Origin of the sequence: Sphingomonas sp. TF3 (assembly GCF_003985085.1) — a bacterium.
GTDB lineage: Bacteria > Pseudomonadota > Alphaproteobacteria > Sphingomonadales > Sphingomonadaceae > Sphingomonas.
This window is the reverse complement of sequence record NZ_RWKS01000008.1, coordinates 98,463-124,624: the sequence shown is the minus strand read 5'-3', so window position 1 is coordinate 124,624 and position 26,162 is coordinate 98,463. Positions and strand designations below refer to the sequence as shown.

30 protein-coding genes are annotated in these 26,162 nt (G+C 64.1%); 14 read left to right on the top strand and 16 right to left on the bottom strand.

Going from position 1 to position 26,162, the window contains the following annotated elements; translation table 11 throughout:
- Positions 1–52: 52 nt before the first annotated feature.
- From ychF to EJC47_RS09225, 3 genes are read left to right on the top strand one after another with little or no spacing between them, the layout of a single operon-like run.
- Entirely contained in the window at positions 53–1,153 is a 1,101-nt protein-coding gene (gene ychF / locus EJC47_RS09235) for a redox-regulated ATPase YchF (RefSeq protein ID WP_126847065.1), read from the top strand.
- Positions 1,154–1,170: 17 nt separating this feature from the next.
- Entirely contained in the window at positions 1,171–1,503 is a 333-nt protein-coding gene (locus EJC47_RS09230) for a hypothetical protein (RefSeq protein ID WP_260591528.1), read from the top strand.
- Between the two features lie 52 nt (positions 1,504–1,555).
- Positions 1,556–3,112, top strand: a complete 1,557-nt coding sequence (locus EJC47_RS09225) for a hypothetical protein (RefSeq protein WP_126847063.1) — start codon at positions 1,556–1,558, stop codon at positions 3,110–3,112.
- Positions 3,113–3,181: 69 nt separating this feature from the next.
- On the opposite strand, the gene EJC47_RS09220 is transcribed toward EJC47_RS09225, so the two are convergent.
- Entirely contained in the window at positions 3,182–3,454 is a 273-nt protein-coding gene (locus EJC47_RS09220) for a hypothetical protein (RefSeq protein WP_126847061.1), read from the bottom strand.
- Between the two features lie 179 nt (positions 3,455–3,633).
- Between EJC47_RS09220 and EJC47_RS09215 the strand changes: the two genes are divergently transcribed.
- Together EJC47_RS09215 and EJC47_RS09210 are read left to right on the top strand one after the other, a co-directional pair.
- A complete protein-coding gene (locus EJC47_RS09215) occupies positions 3,634–4,926 on the top strand; it encodes an alkaline phosphatase family protein (protein ID WP_126847059.1) in 1,293 nt (430 codons plus the stop codon).
- 39 nt (positions 4,927–4,965) lie between these two features.
- Complete coding sequence (locus EJC47_RS09210) at positions 4,966–5,415, top strand: MaoC family dehydratase (RefSeq protein ID WP_126847057.1); 450 nt, start codon at positions 4,966–4,968, stop codon at positions 5,413–5,415.
- A gap of 25 nt (positions 5,416–5,440) precedes the next feature.
- Here EJC47_RS09210 and EJC47_RS09205 read toward each other — a convergent pair whose 3' ends face one another.
- The 5 genes from EJC47_RS09205 to petA form a co-directional block, all read right to left on the bottom strand.
- Positions 5,441–5,827: a hypothetical protein gene (locus tag EJC47_RS09205; RefSeq protein WP_126847055.1), complete on the bottom strand. Its 387-nt coding sequence runs from the start codon at positions 5,825–5,827 to the stop codon at positions 5,441–5,443.
- 94 nt (positions 5,828–5,921) lie between these two features.
- The gene (locus tag EJC47_RS09200; protein WP_126847053.1) at positions 5,922–6,458 is read right to left on the bottom strand and encodes an adenine phosphoribosyltransferase; all 537 of its coding nucleotides are present in this window, start codon (positions 6,456–6,458) and stop codon (positions 5,922–5,924) included.
- Between the two features lie 100 nt (positions 6,459–6,558).
- The gene (locus tag EJC47_RS09195) at positions 6,559–7,377 is read right to left on the bottom strand and encodes a cytochrome c1 (RefSeq protein WP_126847051.1); all 819 of its coding nucleotides are present in this window, start codon (positions 7,375–7,377) and stop codon (positions 6,559–6,561) included.
- A 15-nt stretch (positions 7,378–7,392) separates the two neighbouring features.
- A complete protein-coding gene (locus tag EJC47_RS09190; RefSeq protein WP_126847049.1) occupies positions 7,393–8,700 on the bottom strand; it encodes a cytochrome b in 1,308 nt (435 codons plus the stop codon).
- 10 nt (positions 8,701–8,710) lie between these two features.
- Positions 8,711–9,283: a ubiquinol-cytochrome c reductase iron-sulfur subunit gene (gene petA / locus EJC47_RS09185; RefSeq protein ID WP_126847046.1), complete on the bottom strand. Its 573-nt coding sequence runs from the start codon at positions 9,281–9,283 to the stop codon at positions 8,711–8,713.
- 189 nt (positions 9,284–9,472) lie between these two features.
- Between petA and EJC47_RS09180 the strand changes: the two genes are divergently transcribed.
- From EJC47_RS09180 to EJC47_RS09170, 3 genes are all read left to right on the top strand, one after another.
- Entirely contained in the window at positions 9,473–9,922 is a 450-nt protein-coding gene (locus EJC47_RS09180; RefSeq protein ID WP_126847044.1) for a tRNA (cytidine(34)-2'-O)-methyltransferase, read from the top strand.
- Positions 9,923–9,989: 67 nt separating this feature from the next.
- On the top strand, positions 9,990–10,829 hold the full coding sequence (hemF, locus tag EJC47_RS09175; RefSeq protein WP_126847042.1) for an oxygen-dependent coproporphyrinogen oxidase: 840 nt from the start codon (positions 9,990–9,992) through the stop codon (positions 10,827–10,829).
- A 15-nt stretch (positions 10,830–10,844) separates the two neighbouring features.
- Positions 10,845–11,435: a GNAT family N-acetyltransferase gene (locus EJC47_RS09170; RefSeq protein WP_126847040.1), complete on the top strand. Its 591-nt coding sequence runs from the start codon at positions 10,845–10,847 to the stop codon at positions 11,433–11,435.
- Here EJC47_RS09170 and EJC47_RS09165 read toward each other — a convergent pair.
- A complete protein-coding gene (locus EJC47_RS09165) occupies positions 11,408–12,145 on the bottom strand; it encodes a hypothetical protein (protein WP_126847038.1) in 738 nt (245 codons plus the stop codon). The two genes, EJC47_RS09170 and EJC47_RS09165, sit on opposite strands and share 28 nt — an antisense overlap.
- Positions 12,142–12,981 carry a hypothetical protein gene (locus EJC47_RS09160; protein ID WP_171010582.1) on the bottom strand — a complete coding sequence of 280 codons (840 nt, stop codon included), beginning with the start codon at positions 12,979–12,981 and terminating at the stop codon, positions 12,142–12,144. Before EJC47_RS09160 ends, EJC47_RS09165 begins: the two co-directional genes overlap by 4 nt.
- A gap of 188 nt (positions 12,982–13,169) precedes the next feature.
- Between EJC47_RS09160 and lipB the strand changes: the two genes are divergently transcribed.
- The 3 genes from lipB to EJC47_RS09145 all read left to right on the top strand — a co-directional run bounded on the left by lipB (position 13,170) and on the right by EJC47_RS09145 (position 14,995).
- Positions 13,170–13,796 carry a lipoyl(octanoyl) transferase LipB gene (gene lipB, locus EJC47_RS09155; RefSeq protein ID WP_409574481.1) on the top strand — a complete coding sequence of 209 codons (627 nt, stop codon included), beginning with the start codon at positions 13,170–13,172 and terminating at the stop codon, positions 13,794–13,796.
- Positions 13,797–13,885: 89 nt separating this feature from the next.
- Positions 13,886–14,143: a hypothetical protein gene (locus EJC47_RS09150; RefSeq protein ID WP_126847036.1), complete on the top strand. Its 258-nt coding sequence runs from the start codon at positions 13,886–13,888 to the stop codon at positions 14,141–14,143.
- Positions 14,144–14,320: 177 nt separating this feature from the next.
- Positions 14,321–14,995, top strand: a complete 675-nt coding sequence (locus EJC47_RS09145; protein WP_126847034.1) for a hypothetical protein — start codon at positions 14,321–14,323, stop codon at positions 14,993–14,995.
- Between the two features lie 19 nt (positions 14,996–15,014).
- On the opposite strand, the gene queE is transcribed toward EJC47_RS09145, so the two are convergent.
- From queE to EJC47_RS09105, 8 genes are all read right to left on the bottom strand, one after another.
- Positions 15,015–15,647 (bottom strand): 7-carboxy-7-deazaguanine synthase, encoded by a 633-nt coding sequence (gene queE / locus EJC47_RS09140; protein ID WP_126847032.1) that lies wholly within the window; start codon positions 15,645–15,647, stop codon positions 15,015–15,017.
- 4 nt (positions 15,648–15,651) lie between these two features.
- The gene (queC, locus tag EJC47_RS09135; protein ID WP_033964458.1) at positions 15,652–16,350 is read right to left on the bottom strand and encodes a 7-cyano-7-deazaguanine synthase QueC; all 699 of its coding nucleotides are present in this window, start codon (positions 16,348–16,350) and stop codon (positions 15,652–15,654) included.
- Between the two features lie 160 nt (positions 16,351–16,510).
- Positions 16,511–16,939, bottom strand: coding sequence for a DUF3617 domain-containing protein (locus EJC47_RS09130; protein ID WP_033964457.1), 429 nt, complete (start codon positions 16,937–16,939; stop codon positions 16,511–16,513).
- Positions 16,940–17,031: 92 nt separating this feature from the next.
- A complete protein-coding gene (locus tag EJC47_RS09125) occupies positions 17,032–17,955 on the bottom strand; it encodes an Hsp33 family molecular chaperone HslO (RefSeq protein ID WP_126847030.1) in 924 nt (307 codons plus the stop codon).
- Between the two features lie 137 nt (positions 17,956–18,092).
- On the bottom strand, positions 18,093–19,010 hold the full coding sequence (gene argF, locus EJC47_RS09120) for an ornithine carbamoyltransferase (RefSeq protein ID WP_126847028.1): 918 nt from the start codon (positions 19,008–19,010) through the stop codon (positions 18,093–18,095).
- 48 nt (positions 19,011–19,058) lie between these two features.
- The gene (locus EJC47_RS09115; RefSeq protein ID WP_126847026.1) at positions 19,059–20,252 is read right to left on the bottom strand and encodes an aspartate aminotransferase family protein; all 1,194 of its coding nucleotides are present in this window, start codon (positions 20,250–20,252) and stop codon (positions 19,059–19,061) included.
- Between the two features lie 109 nt (positions 20,253–20,361).
- On the bottom strand, positions 20,362–21,060 hold the full coding sequence (locus EJC47_RS09110; RefSeq protein WP_033964452.1) for an efflux RND transporter periplasmic adaptor subunit: 699 nt from the start codon (positions 21,058–21,060) through the stop codon (positions 20,362–20,364).
- Entirely contained in the window at positions 21,057–21,905 is an 849-nt protein-coding gene (locus EJC47_RS09105; RefSeq protein ID WP_126847024.1) for an ABC transporter permease, read from the bottom strand. The genes EJC47_RS09110 and EJC47_RS09105 overlap by 4 nt, the downstream gene beginning before the upstream one ends.
- A gap of 77 nt (positions 21,906–21,982) precedes the next feature.
- On the opposite strand from EJC47_RS09105, the gene EJC47_RS09100 reads away from it, so the two are divergent.
- From EJC47_RS09100 to EJC47_RS09090, 3 genes are all read left to right on the top strand, one after another.
- Positions 21,983–22,693, top strand: a complete 711-nt coding sequence (locus EJC47_RS09100) for a GcrA family cell cycle regulator (protein ID WP_126847022.1) — start codon at positions 21,983–21,985, stop codon at positions 22,691–22,693.
- Positions 22,694–22,948: 255 nt separating this feature from the next.
- On the top strand, positions 22,949–24,928 hold the full coding sequence (gene parE / locus EJC47_RS09095) for a DNA topoisomerase IV subunit B (protein WP_126847020.1): 1,980 nt from the start codon (positions 22,949–22,951) through the stop codon (positions 24,926–24,928).
- Between the two features lie 428 nt (positions 24,929–25,356).
- A complete protein-coding gene (locus tag EJC47_RS09090; protein ID WP_126847018.1) occupies positions 25,357–26,160 on the top strand; it encodes a tetratricopeptide repeat protein in 804 nt (267 codons plus the stop codon).
- The last annotated feature ends 2 nt before the right edge of the window (positions 26,161–26,162 follow it).

Sequence of the window (26,162 nt, the reverse complement as noted above, 5' to 3'; positions counted from 1 at the left end):
GCCGGACGCCGTATCGGCGGCGCATCACACATATCGTGCTTCAAGGATCATCATGGGTTTTCGCTGTGGAATCGTCGGGCTGCCCAATGTCGGCAAGTCCACCCTGTTCAATGCGCTGACGCAGACCGCGGCGGCGCAGGCGGCGAACTATCCGTTCTGCACGATCGAGCCGAACGTCGGCAACGTCGCGGTGCCCGACCCCCGGCTCGACAAGCTCGCCGCGGTCGCGGGATCGCAGAAGATCATCGAAACGCAATTGGGCTTTGTCGACATTGCCGGGCTGGTGCGCGGCGCCTCCAAGGGCGAGGGCCTCGGCAACCAGTTCCTCGGCAACATCCGCGAAGTCGATGCGATCGTGCATGTGCTGCGCTGCTTCGAGGATGACGACGTCACCCATGTCGAGGGCAAGGTCGATCCGATCGCCGATGCCGAGACGGTCGAGACCGAATTGATGCTGTCCGACCTGGAGAGCCTTGAAAAGCGCGTCCCCAATTTGCTGAAAAAGGCGACGCAGGGCGACAAGGAGGCCAAGGTCGCCGCCTCGGTGCTGGGCCAAGCGCTCGACCTGCTGCGCGAAGGCAAGCCCGCGCGGCTGACCGTGCCCAAGGACGAAGACGAAGCCCGCGCCTTCAAACAAGCGCAATTGCTGACCGCCAAGCCGGTGCTCTATGTCTGCAATGTCGAGGAAGCGAGCGCCGCCAACGGCAATGCGCAATCGGCGCGCGTGTTCGAGAAGGCCAAGGCCGAGGGGGCAGAAGCCGTCGTCGTCTCCGCCGCGATCGAGGCCGAGATCGCCACAATGGAGGCCGATGAACGCGGCGAATTCCTCGCCGAACTCGGGCTGACCGAAACCGGCCTGTCGCGCGTGATCGTCGCGGGGTACCGGTTGCTCAAGCTGCTGACCTTCTTCACCGTCGGCCCCAAGGAAGCGCGAGCCTGGACCGTCCATGCCGGTGCCAAGGCCCCGCAGGCAGCGGGCGAGATCCACACCGATTTCGAGCGCGGCTTCATCCGCGCCGAGACGATCGCCTATGACGATTATGTCACGCTCGGCGGCGAAACCGGTGCGCGCGACGCCGGCAAGCTGCGCCAGGAGGGCAAAGAGTATGTCGTCCATGACGGCGACGTGCTGAATTTCCGCTTCAACGTCTGATCTTGTGGGCGGCGGGCGTGCGGCCTAGGGTCACCGCGATGTTCGTCCGCCTGCTCCTCGCGCTGCTGCTGGCAGCCTTTGCCGTACCGGCGGTGGCGCATGGGCAGTCGTGCCATGAGGCAAGCGTGGCCGCGCCGGTGGTGCACGGCGCACACCACATGCCGCGCCAGAGCGATCCCGCAACCGCTCCGCATATCTGCATCGGCTGCATTCCCCCCGCCAGCCTCGCCTCGCGCGGCGTTGATGCGCCCGGCGTGATGGCGGCGGTTCCGCGCCGCATCGTGGCGACCGCTTTCGCTCCAGAAAGCGGCTCACCCCCCGCACTTCCTCCTCCGCGTCGGAACGCGTGACCCGGCGGGCCCCTGCGCCCGCCATCATGCTTTCCCCGTTGAGGATTTTCCGATGACCCGATCGATGTTGATCGCGGGCTGCGCGCTGTCCGCGCTGCTGCCCGCACCTGCTTTTGCGCAAATGATGCCCGGCATGAAGATGGATATGCCGATGCCCGCCAAGCCAAAGCCCAAGGCGAAACCCAAGCCGGTGGTGAAACACGCGCACCCGGCGGTGCGCACGCCTACCGCACAATCCACGCCCCCTTCTCCCCCACTACCTTCCCCGGCGCAGGCCGGGGCCCAGGAGCGGGCGGCCGATAAGGAAGCGCTGTCCTCTCCTATGACCACCTCCGAGACTGGGCCCCGGCCTGCGCCGGGGAAGACGGACGACAGCGTTCCAGCACCCCCGATGGCCATGCCCCCCGCCCCGCAGCCCCAAGGGGATCACGGTCATTCCATGCCCGACATGCCCGGCATGGCAATGGGCCCAGCCGACCACAGCTATGCCGATGGCTCGGACACCGCGCGCAATCCCGGCAATGACGGCGCGATGAAGGGTCTGCATCTCGCGACGGGCGACTGGATGGTGATGCTGCACGGTTATGCGTTCGGCGTGTACACCAACCAGGGTGGCCCGCGCGGCGATCAGGAGACGTTCGTCGGTTCGATGGCGATGCTCACCGGCACACGCGATTTCGGCGGCGTGCGGTTGCAATTGCGGTCGATGATGAGTCTGGAGCCCGCAATGGGGGCGAAGGGCTATCCCAACCTCTTCGCCACCGGCGAAACCGCCAACGGCACCACGCAATTGACCGATCGCCAGCACCCGCACGATCTGTTCATGGAACTGGCGGCGCGGCTCGATGTCGATACCGCGCGCGGCAGCCTGTTCCTCTATGGCGGCCCTGTGGCCGAGCCGGCGCTCGGGCCATCGGCCTTCATGCACCGCACCTCCGCGCAATATCAGCCGCTCAGCCCGATCACGCACCATTGGTTCGACAGCACGCATATCAGCTACGGCGTGGTGACGGCGGGCTATGGCACGGCGCGCTGGCAGATCGAGGCGTCAGGCTTTCGGGGGCGTGAGCCCGACCAATATCGCTGGAATATCGAGCAGCCGGGTCTCGATTCGTGGAGCGTGCGCGCGACCTGGACACCCTCTCCCGCCTGGGCGGTGCAAGTCAGCCATGGCTGGCTGAAAAGCCCCGAACAGTTGGAAGCCTTTCGCAACGAAGCGCGCACCACGGCGAGCGTGCAATATGCCGCACACGGCGTGTCCGCCCTGCTCGCTTTCTCCAACAAGCATAAATTGCCCGGGCGCGTGCTGACGGCATGGCTGGCCGAGGCCAATTGGGACATTGACCGCCACCACACGCTGTTCGCCCGCGCGGAAAATGTGGCGAATGACGAGCTGTTCCCGAACCCGCTCGATCCGCTGCACGATCGCAAGGTCAGGGTGAGCAAGCTCGAGAGCGGCTATGCTTATCGCCTGCGCTTTGTGGGGCCGTTCGATCTCGCGCTCGGCGGCGCGGTCGGCATCTATGACAAGCCTGCCATTCTGGACGCGGCTTATGGCCGCTTCCCGCTGAGCTTCAGCCTGTTCGCCAAGGTCTCGCTCGGGCATTGAATGCGAAAGCGGCACCGGAGAGCCCTGCTCCCCGGTGCCGCCACTTCGCCCTTGCTGCAGGCAAGTGGGTCAGTCGATCGCCTTGCGCTGGTCGCGGCGGTCGGCGCTGGCGATCACCTGGACGCAGCCTTCGGCCGCTGGTGCCGGAGCCAGTTGCGTCTTGCCCGAGAGATGGATCGGGGCGGTGCGCTGCTCGCACCCGCGCTTGATCGGGTGGTAGGTTACCGCCGGGATTTTGCCCACGGGTGCCCAACGCATTTCATGCGTATCGGAAAGCGACTGCGCGGCGGCGGGAGCAGCGGCAAGCGTCATCGCAAGCGCGGCATATTTCAGCAAAGACATGGCAAATTCCTCAAAGCGTCAGGCGGATGAGGAAATATTTAGGGAACCCACCTTGCCACCCGCTGTCCGCATTGTGACAAAGCATGTCCGGGGCCTCGTGGGCGGGGTGCAGGGCCACCCTATGCCCAGGCGCTATGTGCTGTCATAGCGCCGACGCAATTCTATCGCAGGGGATGCACATGCGCTGGACAACCCGGATCTTCGCCGCCGCCTTGTGCGCCGCCCTGCAGGCATGCGTCACGGCCCCCATTTCAGGCCCCAAGCCAGCGACCGTCGCGCAGACGGAAACGCGCGCGCCGGTCACCATTCTCATCTCGATCGACGGTTTCCGCCCCGATTACCGTGCGCGCGGGGTGACGCCCAATCTCGATGCGCTGGCGGCAAGCGGCATCAGCGCGGCGATGCGCCCGTCCTTCCCGTCCAAGACTTTCCCCAATCACTGGACGCTCGTCACCGGGCTGCGGCCCGATCGCAACGGCATCGTGTCGAATTCGATGGAGGATGTCGCGCGGCCGGGCGTGACCTTCACGATGGAAAATTCCAAGGACCCGTTCTGGTGGAACGAAGCCGAGCCCTTGTGGGTCACAGCCGAGCGCAGCGGAGTGCGCAGCGCGACGCTGTTCTGGCCGGGTTCGAACGTCGCCTGGGGCGGCACGACGAAAGGTGGCCATGGCGACCCGACCGGCGGCGTCCGGCCTGAGGATTGGTGGCCGTTCGACATGGCGGTGCCTGGCGAGCAGCGCGTCGCGGGCGTGCTCGACTGGCTTCGACGTCCCGCAGCAACGCGTCCGCGCTTCCTGACGCTCTATTTCGATACTGTAGACAGTGCGGGGCACACTTATGGTCCGGATGCCGCCGAAACGACTGCGGCGGTCGCAAAGGTCGATGCGCAGATCGGCGCGCTGGTCTCCGGACTGAAAACCCTCGGCCAACCTGCCAACATCGTCGTCGTCGCGGACCATGGCATGGCCGGGACCAGTGCAAGACGCACCATCGCGATGGACACCGTCGCCAACCCCGCCGATTATCGCCAGTTCGAGGCCGGTCCGTTCGCCAGTTTCTACCCCGTGCCCGGCCATGAGGTCGCACTGGAAAAGGCGCTGCTCGGCCACCACGCGCATTATGACTGCTGGCGCAAAAGCGAGATCCCGGCGCGGCTGCATTATGGCACGAACCCGCGCATCCCGCCCTATTTTTGCCTGGCGGAAACCGGCTGGCTGCTCAACAAGACTGCGGCAACCAAGGACGCTCCCGACGGCGGAACGCACGGCTATGACAATGCAGCACCTGAAATGGCGGCGTTGTTCGTGGCGAGCGGACCGGCGATCAGGCCGCTCGGCTCTTTGCCCGCCTTCGACAATGTCGACATCGCGCCCCTCATGCGCGATTTGCTCGGGCTGCCGGCCGACACGGGCCTGGACGGAGATGACGCGCCGTTCCATGCCGCGTTGCAGACCGCTGCCACCAAGTAAGGGCTTGCCATCTCCGGCGGCGCGCTAGACACTGTCGGCATGCAATATTTTGAAGACATTGTCGTCGGCAGCAAGGCGTCGTTCGGCCGGTACGACGTCACGCGCGACGAAGTTACGGCCTTTGCCAAGGCCTATGATCCGCAACCGTTCCACTTGTCCGACGAGGCCGCTGCCCAAACCCATTTCGGGCGGTTGTCGGCGAGCGGCTGGCACACCTGCGCGATGACGATGGCGATGGTCGTCGAAAACCTGAAGGCCAACGATCAGGCCGGGCTGGGGTCGCCCGGCATCGACGAATTGCGCTGGCTGAAACCGGTCTATCCCGGCGACACGCTGCGTTGCGAGACCGAAATTATCGACAAGCGTGCCTCGCAAAGCCGCCCCGAAATGGGCAGCTTCCGCAGCAAGATGACGGTGTTCAACCAGCATGACGTGCCGGTGATGACCTTCACTTCGATCGGGCTGATCCGTACGCGTCCGACTGTATAGCGTTCACGCAATCACGCGCCGGGGTTCAGCGATGCCCGCCGTGTCCCCCACGGCCGCCGCGTCCACCGCCGCCAGGACGACCCGGAACCCCGTAGTCGCGCCACATCGGACGGATCTCGCGATGGTCGTTATGCCAACGCTGATTGCGGCTTTGCCAATAACCGCGTTGCTCGGGGTTCCAGCGATGGCGGACATTCTGGCGATCGTAGACATAATAGCCCGAGCCCGGATAATAATAATCGCCATACCAACCCCAATAGGGATCGGCGCGATAACCACCATAATAGGGGTCCCATGCGCTCGCGCCGTAGCCGACCGAGACCCCCGAATAGCCGTAATCATCGGCACAGGCCGAAAGGCCCCCCAGCGAAACGAGGGCGGCAGCGGCGAGCGAGAGTTTCATGAGGGACATGGAAGCGAGTCCTTGATCGAGGACGCGCCCTTCTGGCTGGCGCGGCGTTACCCAATCAACCCGATCGCCCGCCTTTGGTTCCTTTCGCCCGCGCTCAGTGGCCGGGGAAGGCGATCAGCGAATCGACCATGATCCCATCGCCGCGCAGCGCATCCGCACCGCCCAGATCGGGCAGATCGACCAGAAACTGGGTCTGCTCGACCACCGCGCCCGCCTTGCGCAATAGCCGTACCGCTGCACGCGCAGTTCCGCCGGTGGCGATCAGGTCATCGACCAGCAATACACGCTGCCCCGGCACGAGCGCGTCTTCATGCAGGGCAATGCGATCGGTGCCATATTCGAGCGCATAATCCTCGGCGATGGTTGCGCCGGGCAGCTTGCCGTCCTTACGGATCAACAGCACGCCGGCGTTCAGCGGCGCGGCGAGAGCTGCTGCAAAAATGAAGCCGCGTGCCTCGATCCCGGCGACCAGATCGACCGGGCCGCGCGTGGCCGCTGCCATCCGCGTGATCGCGCTGGCAAAACCCGCAGCATCAAGCAGCAAAGTGGTGATGTCGCGAAACTGGATGCCGGGCTTTGGGAAATCCGGGATGGTGCGGATCAGCGCCTTCAGATCGTCATTCTCGGCCATAGCATCCTCGTCGCCCCGGAGCCGCTCGGCCCGGGTGGGAACCGCCGCCCCGCACCGCGCGGAGCCGCCCCGACACCAGGGCCGGGGCGACGTCCATGGCTCAGTGCTTGATATCGCGCCAGATGTTTTGATACGCGCCGTACGCCAGGATGCAGAAGAACAGCAGGAAGCCGAGCACCGCCAGACCGTAAGCGTGCCGCGTCGGCAGGTTTGGCTCGGCAGCCCAGGTCAGGAATGCCGCGACGTCCTTGGCATTCTGATCGACGGTCGATTTGGTGCCGTCGAGATAGGTGACTTGCCCATCCTGCGACAGCGGCGGCGGCATCGCGATGTTGAGGTTCGCGAAATACGGGTTGAAGTACAGCCCGTCCGGCAGCTTGGCATCGGGGAATTTCTTCAACAAAGCGGCCGGTTGCGGTCCATAGCCGGTCAGCAATGAATAGACATAGGCCGGGCCGTCATGCCGCGCCTTGGTGATCAGCGACAAATCTGGCGGATTGCCGGTGCCGGGATAATAAACGGTCGGGAAATAATCCGATGGCAGGTTCGGGCGCTCGGTGGTGTCGCCCGATTTCGGATCGAACTGCTTGGCCTTGACCGACCAGTCCGCCGCGAACTTCTTCACTTGCGCGGGCGTATAGCCGAGCTGAGTCAGGTCGCGGAAAGCGACATGTTTCAGCGAATGGCAGTTGGCGCAGACTTCCTTATACACCTGCAGCCCGCGCTGGAGCTGGCGCTGGTCATAGGTGCCAAAGAAGCCGTTCGATGCGAGCTCGACCTCCTTGGGGTGGAGATGGAATTCGTCGACCGCCGTCGGAGCCGGGGGATCGGTGACGACCCCCTGGATCGACCAGAACAGCGCCCAGGACAGTACGGCAACGAAGCCGGCACCGATGAGAATTGCGATTGCGCGAACCATTGCTCGTAATGCCCCTTATTCGGCCGGGACCGCGCTACCGCTGAGTGCGGTATGCGCCGGTGACGTGCCACCCTTCTTCGCCAGCACCGCCTCGGTGATCGAGTTTGGCAGCGGCGTCGGGCGTTCTGCCCGCGAGATGATCGGGATGATGATCAGGAAGTGCGCGAAATAATAGGCCGCGCTGATCTGGCTGATGATGACATAAAGCGGCGTCGCAGGCGAACCGCCACACCAGCCGAGCACCAGCACATCGGCCACCAGCACCCAGAAGAAGATGCGATAGAGCGGACGATAATTGGCCGAGCGCACCGGCGACGAATCCAGCCAGGGCAGGAAGAACAGCAGCAGGATCGACCCGAACATCGCCAGCACGCCGAGCAGCTTTGCCGGAATGCCGATGAAATCGACCGTGAAGGCGCGCAGGATCGCGTAGAACGGCCAGAAATACCATTCGGGCACGATGTGCGCCGGGGTCTGCAGCGCGTTGGCCGGGATATAATTGTCCGGGTGGCCAAGGCTGTTGGGCGCGAAGAACAGGAGTGCGGCAAAGATGAACAGGAACACGCCGAGCCCGAAGCCGTCCTTGGCGGTGTAATAAGGGTGGAACGGAACGGTGTCCTGTTCGCCCTTCACGTCGACGCCGGTCGGGTTGTTCGAACCCGGAATGTGCAGCGCCCAGATGTGCAGGATGATGACCGCAGCGATCACGAACGGCAGCAGGTAATGCAGCGAGAAGAAGCGGTTGAGCGCAGCGTCATCGGGGGCATATCCCCCCAGAAGCCAGATGCGGATGGTGTCGCCCACCACCGGGATCGCCGAGAAGAAGCCGGTGATAACCTGCGCACCCCAGAAGCTCATCTGCCCCCAGGGGAGCACATAACCCATGAACGCCGTCGCCATCATCAGCAGGAAAATGACCACGCCGAGCAACCAGATCATCTCGCGCGGGGCCTTGTACGATCCGTAGAACAGCCCGCGGAAGATGTGGATATAGACCACGACGAAGAACATCGAGGCGCCGTTGGCATGCGCATAACGCAGGAACCAGCCGCCATTCACGTCGCGCATGATATGTTCGACCGAGTCGAACGCCACGCCGCCATTGGCGGCATAGTGCATCGCCAGCACGATGCCGGTGACGATCTGGATGGCGAGTGCCGCGCCCGCGAGCACGCCGAAGTTCCAGAAATAATTGAGGTTGCGCGGCACGGGATAGCCCGCGCCGACCGCGCCATAAACGAACCGGGGAAGCGGCAGCCGCTCATCGATCCACTTGGTGAAGCCCGATTTCGGCTCGTACTGCTTGGCCCAGGGGAAGCTCATATCTCTATCCTCAACCCACCGTAACCGTCGTTGGCGACGTGAATTTATACTCCGGCACGAACAGGTTCTTCGGTGCCGGTCCTTTGCGGATGCGCGCCGCCGTGTCGTATTGCGAACCGTGGCAGGGGCAGAAATAGCCACCGAACTGGCCGCGATCCTCGCCGCTGGTAATGCCCTGCGGAATACAGCCGAGATGCGTGCAAACGCCCAGCGTGATCAGCCAGTTCTTCTGGCCGCGCGTGCGTTGTGCGAGCGTTTCGGGGTCGCGCAGCGTCTTGATGTCGACCTTGTCGGCCTCGGCGATTTCGGCCGGGGTCAGGTTGCGGACGAACAGCGGCTGCTTGCGGAAGGAGGTAACGATGCCCTGCCCCGCTTCGATCTTCGACAGATCGACGTCGGTGGTGGATTGCGCCAGCACGTCGGCCGAGGGGTTCATCTGGTTGATCAGCGGCACCACGATCGCGATCCCGCCGACACCCGCAGCCGCAACGGCCGCGATGTTCAGAAAGTCGCGGCGGCGTGGTTCGCCGTCATGATGGGGTTCATCCTGCCGGGGAACTTCCAGGGTGTTTCCGCTTGCCATTCACTTGCCCTTGTACTTCGCGCACCGTGTCGAAACACGGCACGACGAAAAATCCGACAACGCCACCCTCACAAGAACGACGTGTGGGTCACGCCTGAACGCCCTCCCTCTGCTGGGGAAGCTTGAGCGTTCTGTTAGACGGCGCGACGGTGTTTTGCCAACAGCATTTTCGGAGTAGGGACGCTGGTTATGCGTATTGCTCTCTACCAGCCCGAAATCGCCGGAAATGTCGGTGCCATTCTGCGCCTTGGTGCCTGTCTGGGAACGCCGGTCGACGTCATCGAGCCAACCGGCTTTACCTGGAGCGAGAAGGCCCTCGCCCGCTCGGGCATGGATTATGCCGGGGTCGTGGACGTCCACCGCCACCTCGACTGGGCGACGTTCGAACGCCAGGTGCCCGGGCGAATCGTGCTGCTGACGACGCGCGGCGGGGTGCGCCTCGACACCGCCGTTTTTCAGCCGAACGACGTTTTGCTGATGGGGTCCGAAGGCAGCGGCGTGCCGGATGCGGTGCATGCGCGCGCTGACATGGCCGTCCGCATCCCCTTGGCCGAGGGGATGCGGTCGCTCAACATTGCGGTGGCGACAGGCATCGCGCTGGCCGAGGCACTACGGCAGACCAACGGCTGGCCTGCTTGATCCTCCCCGTCGCGGGGAGGATTTTCGCATCTCGACTTGGCCGCCATCCCTCGCCACAACATCCCCCATGGACCTGGACCAAGAACAAACCGCCGCCCGCCACTGGTTCGAGCATTTGCGCGACCTGATCTGTGCGGAATTCGTCGCGATCGAACGGGAAGCCGGATCGGAGGCGAGCTTCGACTACACCCAGTGGGACCGCGCCGACCCCAATGGCGGCGATGGCGGTGGCGGCGTGCGCGGGGTGATGAAGGGCAAGGTGTTCGAAAAGGTCGGCGTCAACGTCTCGACCGTGGGCGGAGCATTCGAGGGCGAGTTCGCCAAATCGATCCACGGTGCCGCCGAAGACCCGAGCTTCTTTGCCACGGGGATCAGCCTGGTCGCCCACATGGCGAACCCGCACGTGCCCGCCGTCCACATGAACACGCGCTTCCTGGTCACGACCAAGCGCTGGTTTGGCGGCGGAGCCGATCTCAACCCGCCGATTCCCTATGCCGAGGACACCGCCGAATTCCACGCCTCGATGCGCGCGGCGTGCGATGCGCATGGCGACGATTATTATGCGCGCTATTCGAAATGGGCCGAGGAGTATTTCTACATCCCGCACCGCAAGGTGCATCGCGGGGTCGGCGGCATTTTCTGCGACCATCTGGAGGGGGATTTCGCCGCGAACTTCGCCTTTATCCAGGACATTGGGCGCGCCTTTCTGGACGTATATCCGCAAATCGTGCGACGCCGGATGAACACGCCCTTCAACGCCGCCGATACCGCGCAAATGCTCGAATGGCGCGGGCGTTATGCCGAGTTCAACCTGGTGTACGATCGCGGCACGCTGTTCGGGCTGAAGACCGGCGGCAATATCGATGCGATCCTGATGAGCTTGCCGCCGCTCGCGACATGGTCCTGATGACGGGGCGCTAAGATGGGGTTGATCGCGGTTCGCGACGATGAGGTGGCGACCATCGTCACCACGCTGGAAATGCGGCAGCGCCCGCCGCTACGCCCGCTGCCCGCCTCCCCGATGCGGCTGGTCGCATGGGAAGCGCCGAGCTTAGACGCCTATCGCACGTTGTTCCGGCGTGTCGGGGCACCGTGGCTGTGGTTCTCGCGGCTGGTGATGGACGATCGGACGCTCGGCGCGATTCTCGCCGACCCCAACGTCGCGATCCATGCCGTGGTCGACCGCAGCGGAATCGAGGTCGGGATGCTCGAACTCGATTTTCGCGAAGCCGGCCAATGCGAGATTTCCTATTTCGCGCTGGTGCCCGAACTGGCGGGCAAAGGGCTCGGTCGCTGGCTGATGGCGGAAGCGCTGGCACGCGGATGGCGCAAGGGGATCGATCGAGTGTGGGTCCACACCTGCACGCTCGACCATCCCTCAGCGCTCAACTTCTATCGCGCGCAAGGATTCGTCGCGATCAAGCGGACGATCGAGACCTTTCCCGATCCCCGCATCACTGGGCATCTGCCGCCCGATAGCGCGCCTCAGATTCCGCTGCTCAACCGCCGATAAAGCGCGATCTCGATCAGCACCGCCGCAACGGTGCCGAGCGTATGCCCCCCGGCGATTCCTGCATCGAGCACGGCAGCCACCACCGGATTGGCCATCGGCGCGCCATCGAGCGCAGTGCCAAGCAGCTCGAAGGGCAGCGCGATCAAGCGCCCCCCCAGCAACGGTACAAACGCCAGGCCCATCAGCACCAAGCCATTGCCCTGCGTCAGCGCAAAGCTGCGCCGCCACGCCGCGAACACGCCGATCGGTCGCTCCCCGACGAAGACGGGCGAAACCGGCAGCAACCGTCCCTTGAGATACAGCCCTGGAAAGACCAAGATCGAGCCGATGCTGACCGGCACGCTAACAACCAGCGCCAGCAAGAGATAGTGCGGCAATAACGCGCCCGCCTGGCCGAGCGCGCCGCTCACGGTCGGGCGCGCTCGGTCGATATACACGACGAACAGCGCCAGCACCCCGAACAGCGACAGCAGGCTGAGCACGATCACCAGCAACTCATATTGCTGGCCCCATACGCCAAGTTGCTTGAGCCAGAGATCCGCCGACGTCTGATCCACGACCGCCGGTGGAGCGGGCGCGGGAGCGACATAAATGGCCCCTGCCAGATCGGGAATGAACAAGAAGACGCCCGCTATACCGAGCAGCAGTTCGGAATCCCGCTTGGCCATCGCCCAGGCATCGCGAAGGATGCCTGCCACATTGAGTTTCATGAAACCTCGACGATCGCCTCACGCGCATCACGCGCCGCAAGATAGAGTTTGGCGACGAACGCGACCGCCAGCAGCGAAAAGATCGTCGACACGGCGGCCACAGCGATTTGGGTCAACACGGTCGCAACGCTCAACTGCCCCTCACCGCCGATCAGCAGCCCGAAGACCGTGCCGAACACCAGCTTGGCCGCAGCGGAAGCAACCCATGATACGCAGCCATACAGCAACACCACCCCCATGACCTTCCAAGTGATCCGGCGCGTGAGCACGAAAGAGCGCGCGTAAACGCCGAGCCCGCGCCGCTCCATCACGATGATCGGCGTGGCCAGCACAACAAAGCGGGCATAGCCCCAGAACAAGATCAGGCACAGCAACAGGGTGTAGAGCGAGCCGAAGGTCAACGCGCCCTGATTGACCTCGCCTGACGGGGGCTTTCCTGCCGCCAAGGCGGCCATGTCGACGCCGCTCAGCGCAAACGCGATGAAAATCGGCGCGGCGAGCAGCAGCACGACGAGCAAGGTGACAAGCCCAACTCCGATCACCGGCAACAACCGTCGATTGGCCACGCGCACCGCCCCGCCACGCCCCGCCGCCGGATCGAACGCGAGCGCGGTGATCGCCACCCCCGCCCAGCTCGACACCAGCGACAGTGCCAACACCATCAGGCCAAGCGCAAGATCAGCAGGCTGCCCGCCAGTCCCCATCAGCGGCATCAGGCTGCCGATCAGCGTGAGCGGCACGAAAATGCCGAACAGCACGAGCGGCGTGAGCGCGGCCAGATTGTCGCTGAGAAATTCGGCCGTACGGTCCCACACGGTGCTCATCGTCGCGATCACGTCTCTAGTCTCCCCGGATCCAACGACATGATATTGCCGCGATCGGGCGGTAGCGCAATGCTCTGCCGCCCGCCACTCCCTGCAAACCCTCCCTTGCGCGGCGGGCCCAGCTACGCCATTTCCGGGGCGTGACTTTCAGGACTGACGACATCGAATGGCGCATAACGCCAGACCCGGTTCCCTATGAGGTGGCGGTCGCCGAAATGGAAGCGCGCGCCGCAGCGATCGCTGCGGGCACAGCGCGCGAAATGGTGTGGTTGCTGGAACATCCCCCGATCTACACCGGCGGCACCAGCGCCGACCCGGCCGAGCTGCGCGACCCGCATTTTCCGGTTGTGCAGACCGGGCGCGGCGGCCGCTACACCTATCACGGGCCCGGTCAACGCATCGGCTATGTTATGCTCGACCTCAACCGGCGCGGACGCGACGTTCGGCAGTTTGTCCACGCTCTGGAAGGCTGGGTGATCGCGGCGTTGGGAGATCTGGGGGTTGCGGCGTTTCGCGCACCAGGACGCGTGGGCATCTGGACCAACATCCCCGATCTGGCCAACGATGGCGGTATGGCCGAGGCCAAGATCGGTGCGATCGGCGTGCGCGTGCGGCGCTGGGTGACGCTGCACGGGTTTTCCGTCAACCTTTCGCCAAACCTTTCACATTTCAGTGGAATTGTGCCCTGTGGCTTGGCCGACTATGCGGTGACGAGCATGGAAATGCTGGGACTTCCGACCGATTTTGAAACTTTTGACGCGGCGCTTGCGTTGCGATTCGCAGCGTTTCTGCAAACTCATTCTTCTACGGCAGAAAACTGGGCTTGAGGGGCGCGCCGATCCGGACTAATGTCCACCACGGTTTGGGTATTAAAGGTCTCGAGGCCAACCAAATCCATTATCTAGGGAGCTTTCCAATGCGTGCACTCATTTCCAAGATCGCTGCTGGTTCGATGATCGCTGTTGCTGCGATCGCCATTTCGGCATGCACCCCGAAGACCGAAACGACGACGACCGACAACACGATGGTCACCGATCTGAACTCGACCGACACGATGACCACCAACGACACGATGACGTCGACCGACGGCGCGATGGCAAACGACGGTGCGATGGTTTCGAACGACACCATGACCACCAACACCACGTCGACCACGACCACGAACAAGATGTAATTCTTCCCTTTCGGGAAAGATTGTATCGAAGGCCGTCCGGGCGACCGGGCGGCCTTTTCGATTCCGCCATTCGGTACACCGCATTTGCGGGTAGCCTCGCGCTGCAGGATGCGCGATTAGGGTTGGGGCGCGCGAAAAAACGCCGTAATTGCAAAGTGTGTGAACGAGAGGCTTCGAATGACTGTGTTGCGTACCCTTGCCGTGCTGGCCGCTGTCGCGAGTGCCGCACTTGCTGGCCCCGCCTCGGCCCAATTCTTCTTCCAGTCGCATGACATGAGCGGCCCGCCGGCGCGCGGCGACGAGCCCGGCCTGCCATCGTTGCCAGGCGCTACAGAAGACGAAGTCCGCGCCAATCTGGTTTGGAACCTGCGCTCCGCGCTCAACGTCGCCGCGTTGCAGTGCAAGTTCGAGCCGTCACTGCTGACGCTCCAAAATTACAATATCATCCTTGAAAATCACAAGGACGAGCTGAAAAAAGCATATGAAACGGTGAACAAGTATTTTGTTCGCACGAACAAGGGCGCGAAGGTCGGCATCTCCGCGATGGACCGTTACGGCACCCGCACCTATTCCGCCTTTACCACGGTCGCCGCGCAATATGGCTTTTGCCAAACCGCCAGCGCGATTGCCACGCACGCCGCCTACGCCCCGCGCGGCACGCTGTACAAAGTGGCGATCGCCGAGATGAACGCGTTGCGCAACGCGTTGGTGCCGTGGGGCGAGGAGCGTTTCTCCCGCCGCGTGCGCGTCGACACCCGCCTGGCAATGCCGCGCCTGGACTCGATTTGCTGGTCGAAGCGGAACGAATGGGTTGCCAAGAAGTGCGGCCCGTTCGAACTGACCTACCGCTAAGGCGGCCTTCGACGCTGGGTCAGCGTAGGCCCAGCGTCTTGTGCGCTTGCAGCGTCAGCCGCCATTTGGGCCGCGCCATGACAAGGTCGATCGCGGCGGCGTGATTGGACGCTGCGTCGACGCTATCAAGCGGCTGCACCAGGTGATGCGCAAACGCCCATTGCTCCAGCGCGGCGACATCGGTTCCTGGCTGGGGCCAGACCAGCTTCAACTCATCGCCGCTTTGCTGGACGACGATGCTGTCCGCCTTGGGGCTGATGCACACCCAGTCGATTCCCGGATGGACTGGCAGGGTGCCATTGCTCTCGATCGCGATCTCGAACGCGGCACCGTGCAACGCCTCGACCAGCGCATCGTCGATCTGGAGCATCGGCTCGCCCCCGGTCAGCACGACGAAGCGGCTGTCGGCACCGTGGCCCCAAAAACGCTGCACCGCCTCCGCCAAGGCCGCGGCATCGGCGAACTTGCCACCGCCAGCGCCATCGGTTCCGACGAAATCGGTATCACAAAAGCGGCACACTGCGGTCGCGCGATCCTGCTCGCGTCCCGACCACAAATTGCACCCGGCAAAACGGACGAAGACGGCGCGACGCCCAGCCTGTACGCCCTCCCCCTGGAGCGTCAGGAACATCTCCTTGACGGCATAGGACATCGCGTCAGACCGCGTAGCCGGTCGGATCCGGCAGGCCGGCTTCCTCAAATCCCTTTTTGCGCAGTCGGCAGCTGTCGCAGGTGCCGCAGTGCAGGCCACCTGGGGCGGGATCATAGCAGGACCAGCTTATCCCCGCGTCCAACCCGAGCCGCGCCGCCTCGCGCGCGATGTCGGCCTTGGTCATGTGCTGCAGCGGCGCATGAATGCGAAAGGGACTGCCCTCGACCCCGGCCTTGGTTGCCAGTTCGGCCAAGCCTTCGAACGCGGCAATAAATTCCGGACGGCAATCGGGGTAGCCCGAATAATCCAGCGCATTGACCCCGATGAACAGGTCGCGCGCGCCCGCCGCCTCCGCCCATCCGAGCGCAAGGCTGAGGAAGATCGTATTGCGCGCCGGCACATAGGTGATCGGAATGCCCGGCTGCACGCCGTCCTTCGGGACCGCGATATCGTCGGTCAGCGCCGAGCCGCCAAATGCCGCGAGATCGAGCGGCAGCACCACATGGCGCACCGCGCCGAGTGCATTGGCGATGCGTCGGGCCGATGCCAATTCCATTCGGTGGCGCTGATTATAATCAACCGAAAGCGCGAGCAAACGATAGCCCTGCTCGCGCGCCAGCGCTGCGGCCACCATCGAATCGAGGCCACCCGACACCAGCACGACTGCCAGCGGGGCGACCGAAGAGGTCTGTTCCAATGTCATGATGCAAGGGAGTTAGTCACCAACCCCGCATTGCGCAAGCAGCGCATAAAAAACGGGCCGCCCGAAAGCGACCCAGGGGTTCCCCTAAGGGGGCGAATTGGGAGAAACGCGTGCCATAAAATGCACGCGTGATGTATATCGGGAGACTCTAAAGACCGGCTTAACGCGCCGTGCTGGCACCGGGCGGGCACGCCCCGATGCGGCGTGCCTCGTAATGATAATCGAATGGCGCGCCGCTGACGATCCCTTGCGTGTCCAAATTGAAGGCGCGCGGCGTCGAAATCTTGAACGTGGTGCGGCCGTGACCGTTGCCCGGGCAGGTATAATGCACGGTGGCCAGATCCGGCTCGTTATCAATGATGAAGCGCTGACACTGCCCCGCACTGTGTCCATATTGGATCAGAACCGTCGGATCGGCAATGCACAGGGTTCGAGCGGCCGAATCGGTTCCCAGTTCCTTGATCTGCCATTGGCCGGGCTCGATCCGGGCAACCGCCGTCAGAGTTGGCCCGGCGGTCGGGGCCGCCGCGATCAGCCCGCCAACCATCAACGCCGCAACCACTGCGCGCGCGACCTTCGATATCGCCATTCGATCCAACCCCGCTCGGCCCCGGGCAGAGCCTACCCAGGTTCGCCGCTATCGTCACGTAATTGGGGTTCCGCGCGCAAGTTTCAATGCGGCTACGGAACGATTTCCGCTGCCGCCTGCACCGGGAACTTACGGGCGCAAAAGGCACAATCGACAAAGATCGTGCCAGTTTCGTCCGCCATCGCGCGCTGTTCCTCGGGCGGAAACTTGCCGAGCACCTGCGCGATATATTCGGGCGAGCAGCGGCAACCGCGAACGATGGCGGTGTCGCCATAGAGCCGCACTGTCTCCTCCTCGTTGAACAGCCGCCATACCAGCGTCTCAAGCCGAATTGCGGGGTCGGAGAGCTCGTCCGCCTGAATGGTCTGCCCGAGGATCGCGACATGCTCCCATTCGGGATGGTCGAGCCGGGTGTGCAGCCGGTCCCGTCCGACCTCGCCCTCCGGCAGATGCTGGAGCAGCAGGCCGCCGGCGAATCGCTTGCCGTCCTTCCCCTTGCCTCCACAATCGATGCCGACGCGGACGAGCGTTGGGATCTGTTCGGACTGCAGGAAATAATGCTCGGCGGCCGCGCTCAGCGAATCGCCGTCGAGCGGGACGATGCCTTGATAGCGTTCGCCCGTCGTCGCCTGATCGAAAGTGATCGCGAGATAGCCAGCGCCAAACAGCGCGAACAGGCTTGGGTTCTCCGGGGCGGATGCCAGCCGTTCGGCATCATATTGAACATAGCCGCGCAGTTCGCCGCCTTTGTAGTCGCACACCAGCAGGGTTACGATTCCCGACTGGGTTTGCGCCTGCATGGTGAGCTGGCCTTCCGCATCCTTGAGCGTCGAGCCAATCAATGCGGCCAGCGTCAGCGCCTCCGCCAGCAACGCCTCGATCGGTGTGGGATAAGCGTGGGCGTCGAGAATCGTGTCGAGCACCGGGCCGAGTCGCACGACCCGACCGCGCGCGTGGCGCGCCGGGATGGTGAAGCCGAGGGCGCGGTCGGAGTCGGTGGTGCGAAGGTCGTCCATATAAAATCCGTTCGGGCTGAGCCTATCAAAGCCCTGCTCTCCCCGCACGACCATCGTGGATAAGGAGGGCCCTTCGACAAGCTCAGGGCGAACGGACTTGCGTGTCAGCGCCTTACATAAGGCTCAACCGGCCGCGATCAACCGATCTGGCCAAAGCACCAGCGCAGCACCGACTTTTGCGCGTGCAGCCGGTTCTCCGCCTCCGGCCAGATCAGCGATTGCGGGCCGTCGATCACCTCTGCCGTCACTTCCTCGCCGCGATGCGCGGGCAGGCAGTGGAGGAACTTCGCGTCGGGCTTGGCGGTCGCCATCAGCGCGGCATCGACCTGATAGGGCAGCATCGCCTGCAACTTGGTCTCGGCATGCGCCTGCCCCATCGAAATCCAGGTATCGGTGACGATGATATCGGCACCCTCCACCGCTTCGCGCGCAGTGCCGACCACGCGCGCGCGGCCCTTGCCCCGCGCGACATCGCTCTCGGGTGGCATAAAGCCTTGCGGGCACGCCGCGACCACATCGAACTGCATCAGTCCGGCCGCCTCCATGATCGAGGCAAGCACGTTATTGCCGTCGCCCAGCCACGCCACCTTCAGCCCCGGCAACGGCTTGCCCGCTTCGATGATCGTCAGCAGATCCGCCATGATCTGACAGGGATGCGAATTGTCGGTCAGGCCGTTGATGACCGGCACGGTCGCATACTGCGCCATCTCCTCGACCTTGGCATGGTCGTCGGTGCGCAGCATGATCGCATCGCAATAGCCCGACAGAACGCGTGCGGTGTCGGCGACGGTCTCACCCCGCCCAAGCTGGGTCGTGCCCGAGTCGAGCACGACGCTGGACCCGCCAAGCTGACGAATCGCCATGTCGAACGACACGCGTGTGCGGGTAGAATTCTTTTCGAACACCATCGCCAGCGTGTGCCCGGCGAGCGGGGCATCGGCATCGGGCTTGCCCTTGGGCCAACCCGCACGCGCCGCCTTGCGATCGAGCGCATCGGCCAGCATCGCCGCGATACCATCCGGGCCAGCATCGGAGAGCGAGAGGAAGTGGCGCATCTCAGATCCTCCCCGTTCCGGGGAGGATCTTCACCCCATTTACCCCGCTCATGCCGTCGCCACCGCATAGTCGCGTGCGCCGTCGCTCAACTTCTGCACGAACTCGGCGATGTGGCTTTCCTCGATCACCAGCGGGGGCAGCACGCGTACCACATTCTCGCCCGCCGCGACCGTCAGCAGGCCGTGATGGTCACGCAGATGCCCGACGAAATCGCGTGCGACCGCCGCATCCTTCAGCTTGATCCCCAGCATCAGGCCCATGCCGCGAATGCTGTCGAACAGATGGTCGTGATTGGGGATCATCTGCTCGATCGAGGCGCGCAACCGGTCGCCCATCGCGGTTACGTGATCGAAAAAACCGGGTTCGAGCATCACGTCGAGCACCGCCTCGCCCGCCGCCATGGCCAGCGGGTTTCCGCCATAGGTCGATCCGTGCGTGCCGAATACCATGCCCTTGGCCGCTTCCGCCGTCGCCAGGCACGCGCCCAGCGGGAAGCCTCCGCCAATGCCCTTGGCCGACGAAAGGATGTCAGGCGTGATGCCGTAATGCTCATACGCCCACATCTTGCCAGTGCGGCCATAGCCGCACTGGACCTCGTCCAGCACCAGCAACAGGCCGTGTTCGTCGCACGCCTTGCGCAGACCCTGGATGAACGCCTGCGTGCCAGCGGACACGCCGCCCTCGCCCTGGATCGTCTCGACCATGAAACCCGCAGTCGTATCGTCGATCAGCGCGAGCGCCGCGTCGAGATCGTTGAACGGCGCATATTTGAAGCCGGGCAAAAGCGGCTCGAACCCGTCGCGCATCTTGGGCTGGTTGGTTGCCGAGATCGCCCCCATCGTCCGCCCGTGAAAGGCGTTGTTGAAGGTGATCAGCGTCGTGCGCTGCGGATTGCCATTGGCATAATGATAGCGCCGCGCGGTCTTGATCGCGCATTCCACCGCCTCGGTGCCCGAATTGGTGAAGAACACCGTGTCGGCAAACGAGCTGTCGACGATGCGCTGCGCCAGATGCTCGCCCTGCGGGCTGCCATACAGGTTCGACACGTGCATCAGCGTCGCCGCCTGGTCGGCAATCGCCTGGACCAATTTGGGATGGCCGTGGCCGAGCGCGTTGACCGCGATCCCCGCCGCGAAATCGAGATAGCGTTCGCCCTGCTCGCCAATCAGGTAGCAGCCCTCGCCGCGCACCGGGCGCACGCCGCAACGCGGGTACACGGGCATCAAAGCGGGGGTCGACACAGGCGCTCTCCTTAAAAAGCAAAAGGCGACCCACACGGTCGCCCGAAACGCGTTTTACGGTGCTGAACGCCCGAGTGCAACACCGCGCGACTCGGGTTGCGGGCACAGTTTATTGCGGGCCGATCGGCGCGATCTTCATGCCGTCCTTGAGCGTGTCTGCGCGCGACAGCGCCACCCACTCGCCCAGCGCCAATCCGCTGAGCACGCCGATCCCTGCGGGCGTCTCATCCCCGAGCGTGATCCGCCGCAGATGCACGCGTGATGTGGCAAGATCGACGACATAGACCTGCGCCATCGTTCCCTGCCGCGCGAATACCGCGCTGGGCGGCACGGCGAGCAACCGCGTGCTCGTCCCGCTCGCGATGATGCTGGCGGTGCCAGCCTGGCCCACCTTCAACCGCGCATCATCGGGCAGCGCGATCTCGACCGCTACCGCGCCCGCCGGATCGGGATGCGCCGCGATCGCAATCACGCGACCGACGACAATATCCTCGCGGAACGCGGCGAAAGTCATCTTCGCGTTCGCGCCCAGCGTCACGCGCGCGGCATCGGCGGCAGGCAAAGCGAGGCGAAGATAATGGCTTGCTGCGCCCGCCCGCACGCGCGTGCCGGGCGAAACCGGCTGGCGTTCGCGCAGCGCGACCGTGCCCTTGCCGGTCACGGTCGGCACGACGATCGTACTTCCCGCCTGTGCGATCCGGACGGAGGGCTCCTGGGGTGCCTGACGGGCAGCAACGGGTTGCGACGCGGGTTTGCTGCAGGCCGCCAGCGCCAGTCCCAGCGCCAGCACCGCCCACCGGCGGGTCAATTCTTGATCTTCCAGCCCGAACGCAGCAACGCGTAGCACGCCACCGCCAGCACCACGTCGATCGCCAGCACCACGATGCTGCCAATCAGGATCGGCGAATCGGCAGTGCCGAGGAAGCCGTAGCGGAAGCCCGAGATGATGTAGAAGAACGGGTTGGCATGGCTGACCGCGCGGAAGGCGGGTGCCAGCTTGTCGACCGAATAGAAGGTGCCCGACAACAGGCCGAGCGGGGTCACGATGAAATTGGACACTGCGGCTGCATTGTCGAACTTGTCGGCCCAGATCGAAGTCAACACGCCAAGCAAGGCCAGGAACATCGTGCCGAGCAACCCGAACCAGGCAACCGCCCAGAAATGCACCGGAATCAGGTGGATGCCATAGAGCAGCATCGCCAGCCACACCCCGACCCCAACCAGCAGCCCGCGCGTCATCGCGCCCGCGACCAGCCCGGTCAGCAATTCCAGCGTCGACAGCGGCGGCTGCAGATAATCGACGATCGTACCCTGAATCTTCCCGACCATCAGCGAAAAGCTCGCATTGGCGAAGGCCGGGCCCATCATGCCCTGGCTAATGATCAGTCCCGGCGCGATAAAGTCGCCGAAGGGAATATCGATTCCGCCAACCGCGACCGGCCGCTTTGCGCCCGTTGCGACCGTGAAAACCACCAGAAACAGCAAGGTTTGGATCGCGGGCGCCCAGATCGTCTGCAGCTGCACCTTGAAGAAACGGCGCACCTCCTTGATATAGAGCGTTCGAAGGCCGCCCCAATTGACGTTCCGGAAGACCGGAACGCCCGGAGCGTTCATCATTGTGGAAATTTCGCCGATTGGGGGCTGGCTGCTCATGGTGCTGTCGCTAAAGACTGCCGCCGCCGCCCGCAACCCGTTATGGAAACGGTCGGCATGACAATTGGGAAGATTGAATGAGCTGGACCGACGAACGCATCGATACGCTGCGCAAGATGTGGGAAGCGGGGCAGACCGCTAGCCAGATCGCCGAGGAACTGGGCGGCGTCAGCCGCAATGCCGTGATCGGCAAGGCGCATCGCCTGGGGCTGCAGTCGCGCCCGTCGCCGGTAAAGCCCAACGAGCCCGCCGCTGCGGCCGCACAAAAGGCCGCCGCGCCCAAGCCGACGCCGCCCGCGCCGCGCCCGCCGGTCGAGCGAGTCGCGCCCCCGGTCATCGCCGCGCCCGTCGCCAAGCCCGAACCCGAAGTCGTCGAAGACATCGAACTCGATGCCGAAGCGGATGCAGAGGACGAGATCGAGGCACCCGTCGCCGTCGTGCGCCCGGCCCCGCCGATCCTGCGCTCGGTCGGCCCCGGCGGCTTCCTGCGTCAGGCCCCCGGCGAGCAACAGGCACCGATCACGCCCGCGCCGCCGCGCCGCTTGGTCCCTGCCAAGCCATCGGCAGACATGGTCGGCAAGACCACGCTGCTCGATCTCAGCGACAAGATCTGCAAATGGCCGATCGGCCATCCGGGCGAACCCGATTTCCATTTCTGCGGCGAGAAGGTGAACCCCGGTTTCCCGTATTGCGTCGGCCATTGCGGCCACGCCTATCAGGCACAGCTGCCGCGCCGCGATCGTCGCCCGGCCCCGCCGCTCCCGTTCGGCGGCCCCCGCGCCCGCTGATCTGCGCGACAGGACAAAGAAAAGGGGTCGCCGACACGCCATCGGCGGCCCCTTTTTTTGGTATGCGTACCCATTCCGTTCGTTTCGAGCGTAGTCGAGAAACCTGGCACAGCGTATTTTGCGGTTTCTCGACTTCGCTCGAAACGAACGGGGTGAGGGAAAGCCGCCCTGCCCCTCCGGATGCTGAACCAATCCTAACAGAGCCATCCGCGATGGTGCTTGGCAGTATCCCCGCCCGCGCCGTATAGCCGCCTCATGCCAGAAGACCTGTTCGCCGCCTCACCCAAGCCGATGACCGATTACGATGCCTCGTCGATCGAGGTGCTGGAGGGGCTGGAGCCCGTCCGGCGGCGGCCGGGCATGTATATCGGCGGCACTGACGAGCGCGCTTATCACCACCTCGCCGCCGAAGTGCTCGACAACGCGATGGACGAGGCGGTCGCCGGCCATGCTACGCGGATCGAGATCGAGCTGCACCCCGGCGACCGGCTGGTGATCATCGACAATGGCCGCGGCATCCCGGTCGATCCGCACCCGAAATTCCCCGGCAAATCGGCGCTGGAAGTGATCCTCTCGACGCTGCACTCGGGCGGCAAGTTCGACGGCAAGGCCTATGCGACCTCGGGCGGGTTGCACGGCGTCGGCGTCAGCGTGGTCAATGCGCTGTCGTCCGACACGATCGTCGAAGTCGCGCGCAACCGCGAACTCTATCGCCAGCGTTTCGCGCGCGGCGAAACCCTCGGGCCGCTGGAGCATGTCGGTGCCGCCCCCAACCGGCGCGGCACCTCGGTCAGCTTCGTGCCCGATGCCGAGATTTTCGGCGCGGACATGCACTTCAAGCCCGCACGCCTCTACAAGCTCGCCCGTTCCAAGGCGTATCTGTTCGCCGGCGTCGAAATCCGCTGGAAATGCGCGCCCGGCATCATCACCGACGACACGCCGCCCGAAGCGGTGTTCCAATTCCCCGGCGGCCTGGCCGATCATCTGCGCGAACAGATTGCGGGGCGCGAATGCGCCACCACCGATTTCTTCGTCACCCGCCAGGATTTCCCCGGCGAAGCAGGCCGCGTCGAATGCGCCGTCGCCTGGCCGCTGTGGAGCGACGGGTCGTATAGCTGGTATTGCAACACCATCCCCACGCCCGATGGCGGCACGCACGAAGCGGGGCTGCGCGCGGCGCTGGTGAAGGGCATCCGCGCTTTCGGCGATCTGGTCGGCCAGAAAAAGGCCAAGGACATTTCGCCCGAGGACATCATGACCGGCAGCGAGTTGATGCTCTCGGTGTTCATCCGCGACCCGCAATTCCAGAGCCAGACCAAGGACCGCCTGACCTCGCCCGAGGCCGCCACGCTGGTCGAGCGCGCGGTGCGCGACCATTTCGACCATTTCCTCAGCGACAATATGGAGCGCGGCAAGGCGCTGCTGTCTTATGTCATCGAGCGCATGGACGAACGCCTTGCGCGCAAGGCCGAGCGCGAAGTGAAGCGCAAAACCGCGACCAGCGCACGCAAGCTGCGCTTGCCCGGCAAGCTGACCGATTGTTCGTCCAACGGCCCCGAGGGCACCGAAATCTTCATCGTCGAGGGCGATTCGGCCGGCGGCTCGGCCAAGCAGGCGCGCGACCGCAAGACGCAGGCGATCCTGCCGATTCGCGGCAAGATCCTCAACGTCGCCTCGGCCACCTCGGCCAAGATCCATGCCAACCAGGAAATCGCCGATCTGATCCAGGCGCTCGGCTGCGGCACGCGCAAGGACTGTGTGGCGGAGCATCTGCGCTACGAACGCGTCGTCATCATGACCGACGCAGACGTGGACGGCGCGCATATCGCCACGCTGCTGATGACCTTCTTCTTCCAGGAAATGCCCGAGATCGTGCGTGCGGGCCACGTTTACCTGGCGCAACCGCCGCTCTACCGCCTAACGGCAGGCACCAAGAGCCTGTACGCGATGGACGACGCCCACCGCGCGCATCTGGAAGCGACCGAGTTCAAGGGCAAGAAGGTCGAGATCGGGCGCTTCAAGGGTCTCGGCGAGATGAACCCGATGCAGTTGCGCGAAACGACGATGGACCCGAAGTCCCGCGCGATGCTGCGCATCACCTTGCCGCAGGAATATGAAGAACGCGCGGTGGTGAAGGATCTGGTCGACCGGCTGATGGGCACCAATCCCGCGCACCGCTTTGCCTTCATTCAGGAAAATGCCGCGCGGATGGACGAAGACGCGATCGACGCCTAAGATTCATCGGCCTATGGTTTGCGTCGGAGTTTTTCATGCCCCGTCTAAATACGCTGTGCCTGCTATTGGCCGTAATAGGCACCCCTGCCTTCGCGCAGACAAAGGACGCAGCGACAGCGAACACCACGGGACCCGACATTGTCGTGACCGGTGTTTCGCTGAGCGATGCGAAAGCGGCCCTGCGCGCCTGCCTTGACCAGCATTGCCCGCCGGACAAGGATATTGCGGCAACCTTGGCACTGGCGGAGACGGAGTTCGTCGCCGGGGACTACAAATCGTCCCGCGCAACGATGCTCTCATCGATCGGCCGCAACCGCCGTTTCGCCAAGCAATATCCGGTCCCCGTATCGGACCTGTTGCGCGCCAATTCCCGAGTGGCGGCGCACCTAGGCGAGCAAACCGCATATCGCAGCGGCGCGATCGAAGTCGTGATCGCGCTGAAAGCGGGGCTGGCTCCGTCCGATCCGCGCGTGTTGAGCGCGCAGCTCGAATTAGGCGACAGCTACGCCAAGACTGGCGATACCAATGACGCCATCGACCTCTATCAGGACGTTGCCAAACACGCCCATGCCGCTCATCAATCAAGCAGCGAGGGATTTGCGCTCCTCAGAATTGCCCACCTGTACGCAGCGTTTTCAAAAGGAAAATCAAGCCCTTACTATACAGATGCGGTAAACGCCGCCAATCGCCTGATCGCGCGAACCGAGCCCGAGCTTGCCCCCTTCGTGCGAGCCGCAAAGCTGCTCAAGGCAAATATGGCGGTCCAGCATGGCGATACAGGAGCGGTTGATCGCCTTGTCGCAGAATATCGCGACGCTGCCAAAGGGACCGCCGTCCCCGTCTTGCTCTATGCGCCAAAGATCGAACAGCGTCAGCTCTCCGGACGCGAGGGCGCAAGCGGGACCACGCTTAACCAACTCGCCGTGGATGACTTCGATAATCAGTGGGTTGACGTAAGTTTCCTGATCGGTGCCGACGGGAAAGTGAGCGAGACAGAGGTACTGCGCAAGTCTGCGACACTCTCGGGCGATTGGGTCAAGCCGATCCTCACCGCGATAGCCGGACGACGTTATGCCCCGCTCGCGCCCGACAATCAGGGCTTCTTCCGAGTGGAACGATATTCCTTCACGGCGGCCTGGACCACACAAACCGGCTCGCGCATGCGGGTGCGCTCGCCCGTCCCCAAAATCGAAATGGTCGATCTGTCGGGCGATCAGGCGGTCGGCGGCTGATG

Bases quoted from the DNA above. Each gene is read 5' to 3' on its own strand.
- ychF (WP_126847065.1), top strand. From the start codon at position 53: ATGGGTTTTCGCTGTGGAATCGTCGGGCTGCCCAATGTCGGCAAGTCC.
- EJC47_RS09225 (WP_126847063.1), top strand. From the start codon at position 1,556: ATGACCCGATCGATGTTGATCGCGGGCTGCGCGCTGTCCGCGCTGCTG.
- EJC47_RS09220 (WP_126847061.1), bottom strand. From the start codon at position 3,454: ATGTCTTTGCTGAAATATGCCGCGCTTGCGATGACGCTTGCCGCTGCT.
- EJC47_RS09215 (WP_126847059.1), top strand. From the start codon at position 3,634: ATGCGCTGGACAACCCGGATCTTCGCCGCCGCCTTGTGCGCCGCCCTG.
- EJC47_RS09210 (WP_126847057.1), top strand. From the start codon at position 4,966: ATGCAATATTTTGAAGACATTGTCGTCGGCAGCAAGGCGTCGTTCGGC.
- EJC47_RS09205 (WP_126847055.1), bottom strand. From the start codon at position 5,827: ATGTCCCTCATGAAACTCTCGCTCGCCGCTGCCGCCCTCGTTTCGCTG.
- EJC47_RS09200 (WP_126847053.1), bottom strand. From the start codon at position 6,458: ATGGCCGAGAATGACGATCTGAAGGCGCTGATCCGCACCATCCCGGAT.
- EJC47_RS09195 (WP_126847051.1), bottom strand. From the start codon at position 7,377: ATGGTTCGCGCAATCGCAATTCTCATCGGTGCCGGCTTCGTTGCCGTA.
- EJC47_RS09190 (WP_126847049.1), bottom strand. From the start codon at position 8,700: ATGAGCTTCCCCTGGGCCAAGCAGTACGAGCCGAAATCGGGCTTCACC.
- petA (WP_126847046.1), bottom strand. From the start codon at position 9,283: ATGGCAAGCGGAAACACCCTGGAAGTTCCCCGGCAGGATGAACCCCAT.
- EJC47_RS09180 (WP_126847044.1), top strand. From the start codon at position 9,473: ATGCGTATTGCTCTCTACCAGCCCGAAATCGCCGGAAATGTCGGTGCC.
- hemF (WP_126847042.1), top strand. From the start codon at position 9,990: ATGGACCTGGACCAAGAACAAACCGCCGCCCGCCACTGGTTCGAGCAT.
- EJC47_RS09170 (WP_126847040.1), top strand. From the start codon at position 10,845: ATGGGGTTGATCGCGGTTCGCGACGATGAGGTGGCGACCATCGTCACC.
- EJC47_RS09165 (WP_126847038.1), bottom strand. From the start codon at position 12,145: ATGAAACTCAATGTGGCAGGCATCCTTCGCGATGCCTGGGCGATGGCC.
- EJC47_RS09150 (WP_126847036.1), top strand. From the start codon at position 13,886: ATGCGTGCACTCATTTCCAAGATCGCTGCTGGTTCGATGATCGCTGTT.
- EJC47_RS09145 (WP_126847034.1), top strand. From the start codon at position 14,321: ATGACTGTGTTGCGTACCCTTGCCGTGCTGGCCGCTGTCGCGAGTGCC.
- queE (WP_126847032.1), bottom strand. From the start codon at position 15,647: ATGTCCTATGCCGTCAAGGAGATGTTCCTGACGCTCCAGGGGGAGGGC.
- queC (WP_033964458.1), bottom strand. From the start codon at position 16,350: ATGACATTGGAACAGACCTCTTCGGTCGCCCCGCTGGCAGTCGTGCTG.
- EJC47_RS09130 (WP_033964457.1), bottom strand. From the start codon at position 16,939: ATGGCGATATCGAAGGTCGCGCGCGCAGTGGTTGCGGCGTTGATGGTT.
- EJC47_RS09125 (WP_126847030.1), bottom strand. From the start codon at position 17,955: ATGGACGACCTTCGCACCACCGACTCCGACCGCGCCCTCGGCTTCACC.
- argF (WP_126847028.1), bottom strand. From the start codon at position 19,010: ATGCGCCACTTCCTCTCGCTCTCCGATGCTGGCCCGGATGGTATCGCG.
- EJC47_RS09105 (WP_126847024.1), bottom strand. From the start codon at position 21,905: ATGAGCAGCCAGCCCCCAATCGGCGAAATTTCCACAATGATGAACGCT.
- EJC47_RS09100 (WP_126847022.1), top strand. From the start codon at position 21,983: ATGAGCTGGACCGACGAACGCATCGATACGCTGCGCAAGATGTGGGAA.
- parE (WP_126847020.1), top strand. From the start codon at position 22,949: ATGCCAGAAGACCTGTTCGCCGCCTCACCCAAGCCGATGACCGATTAC.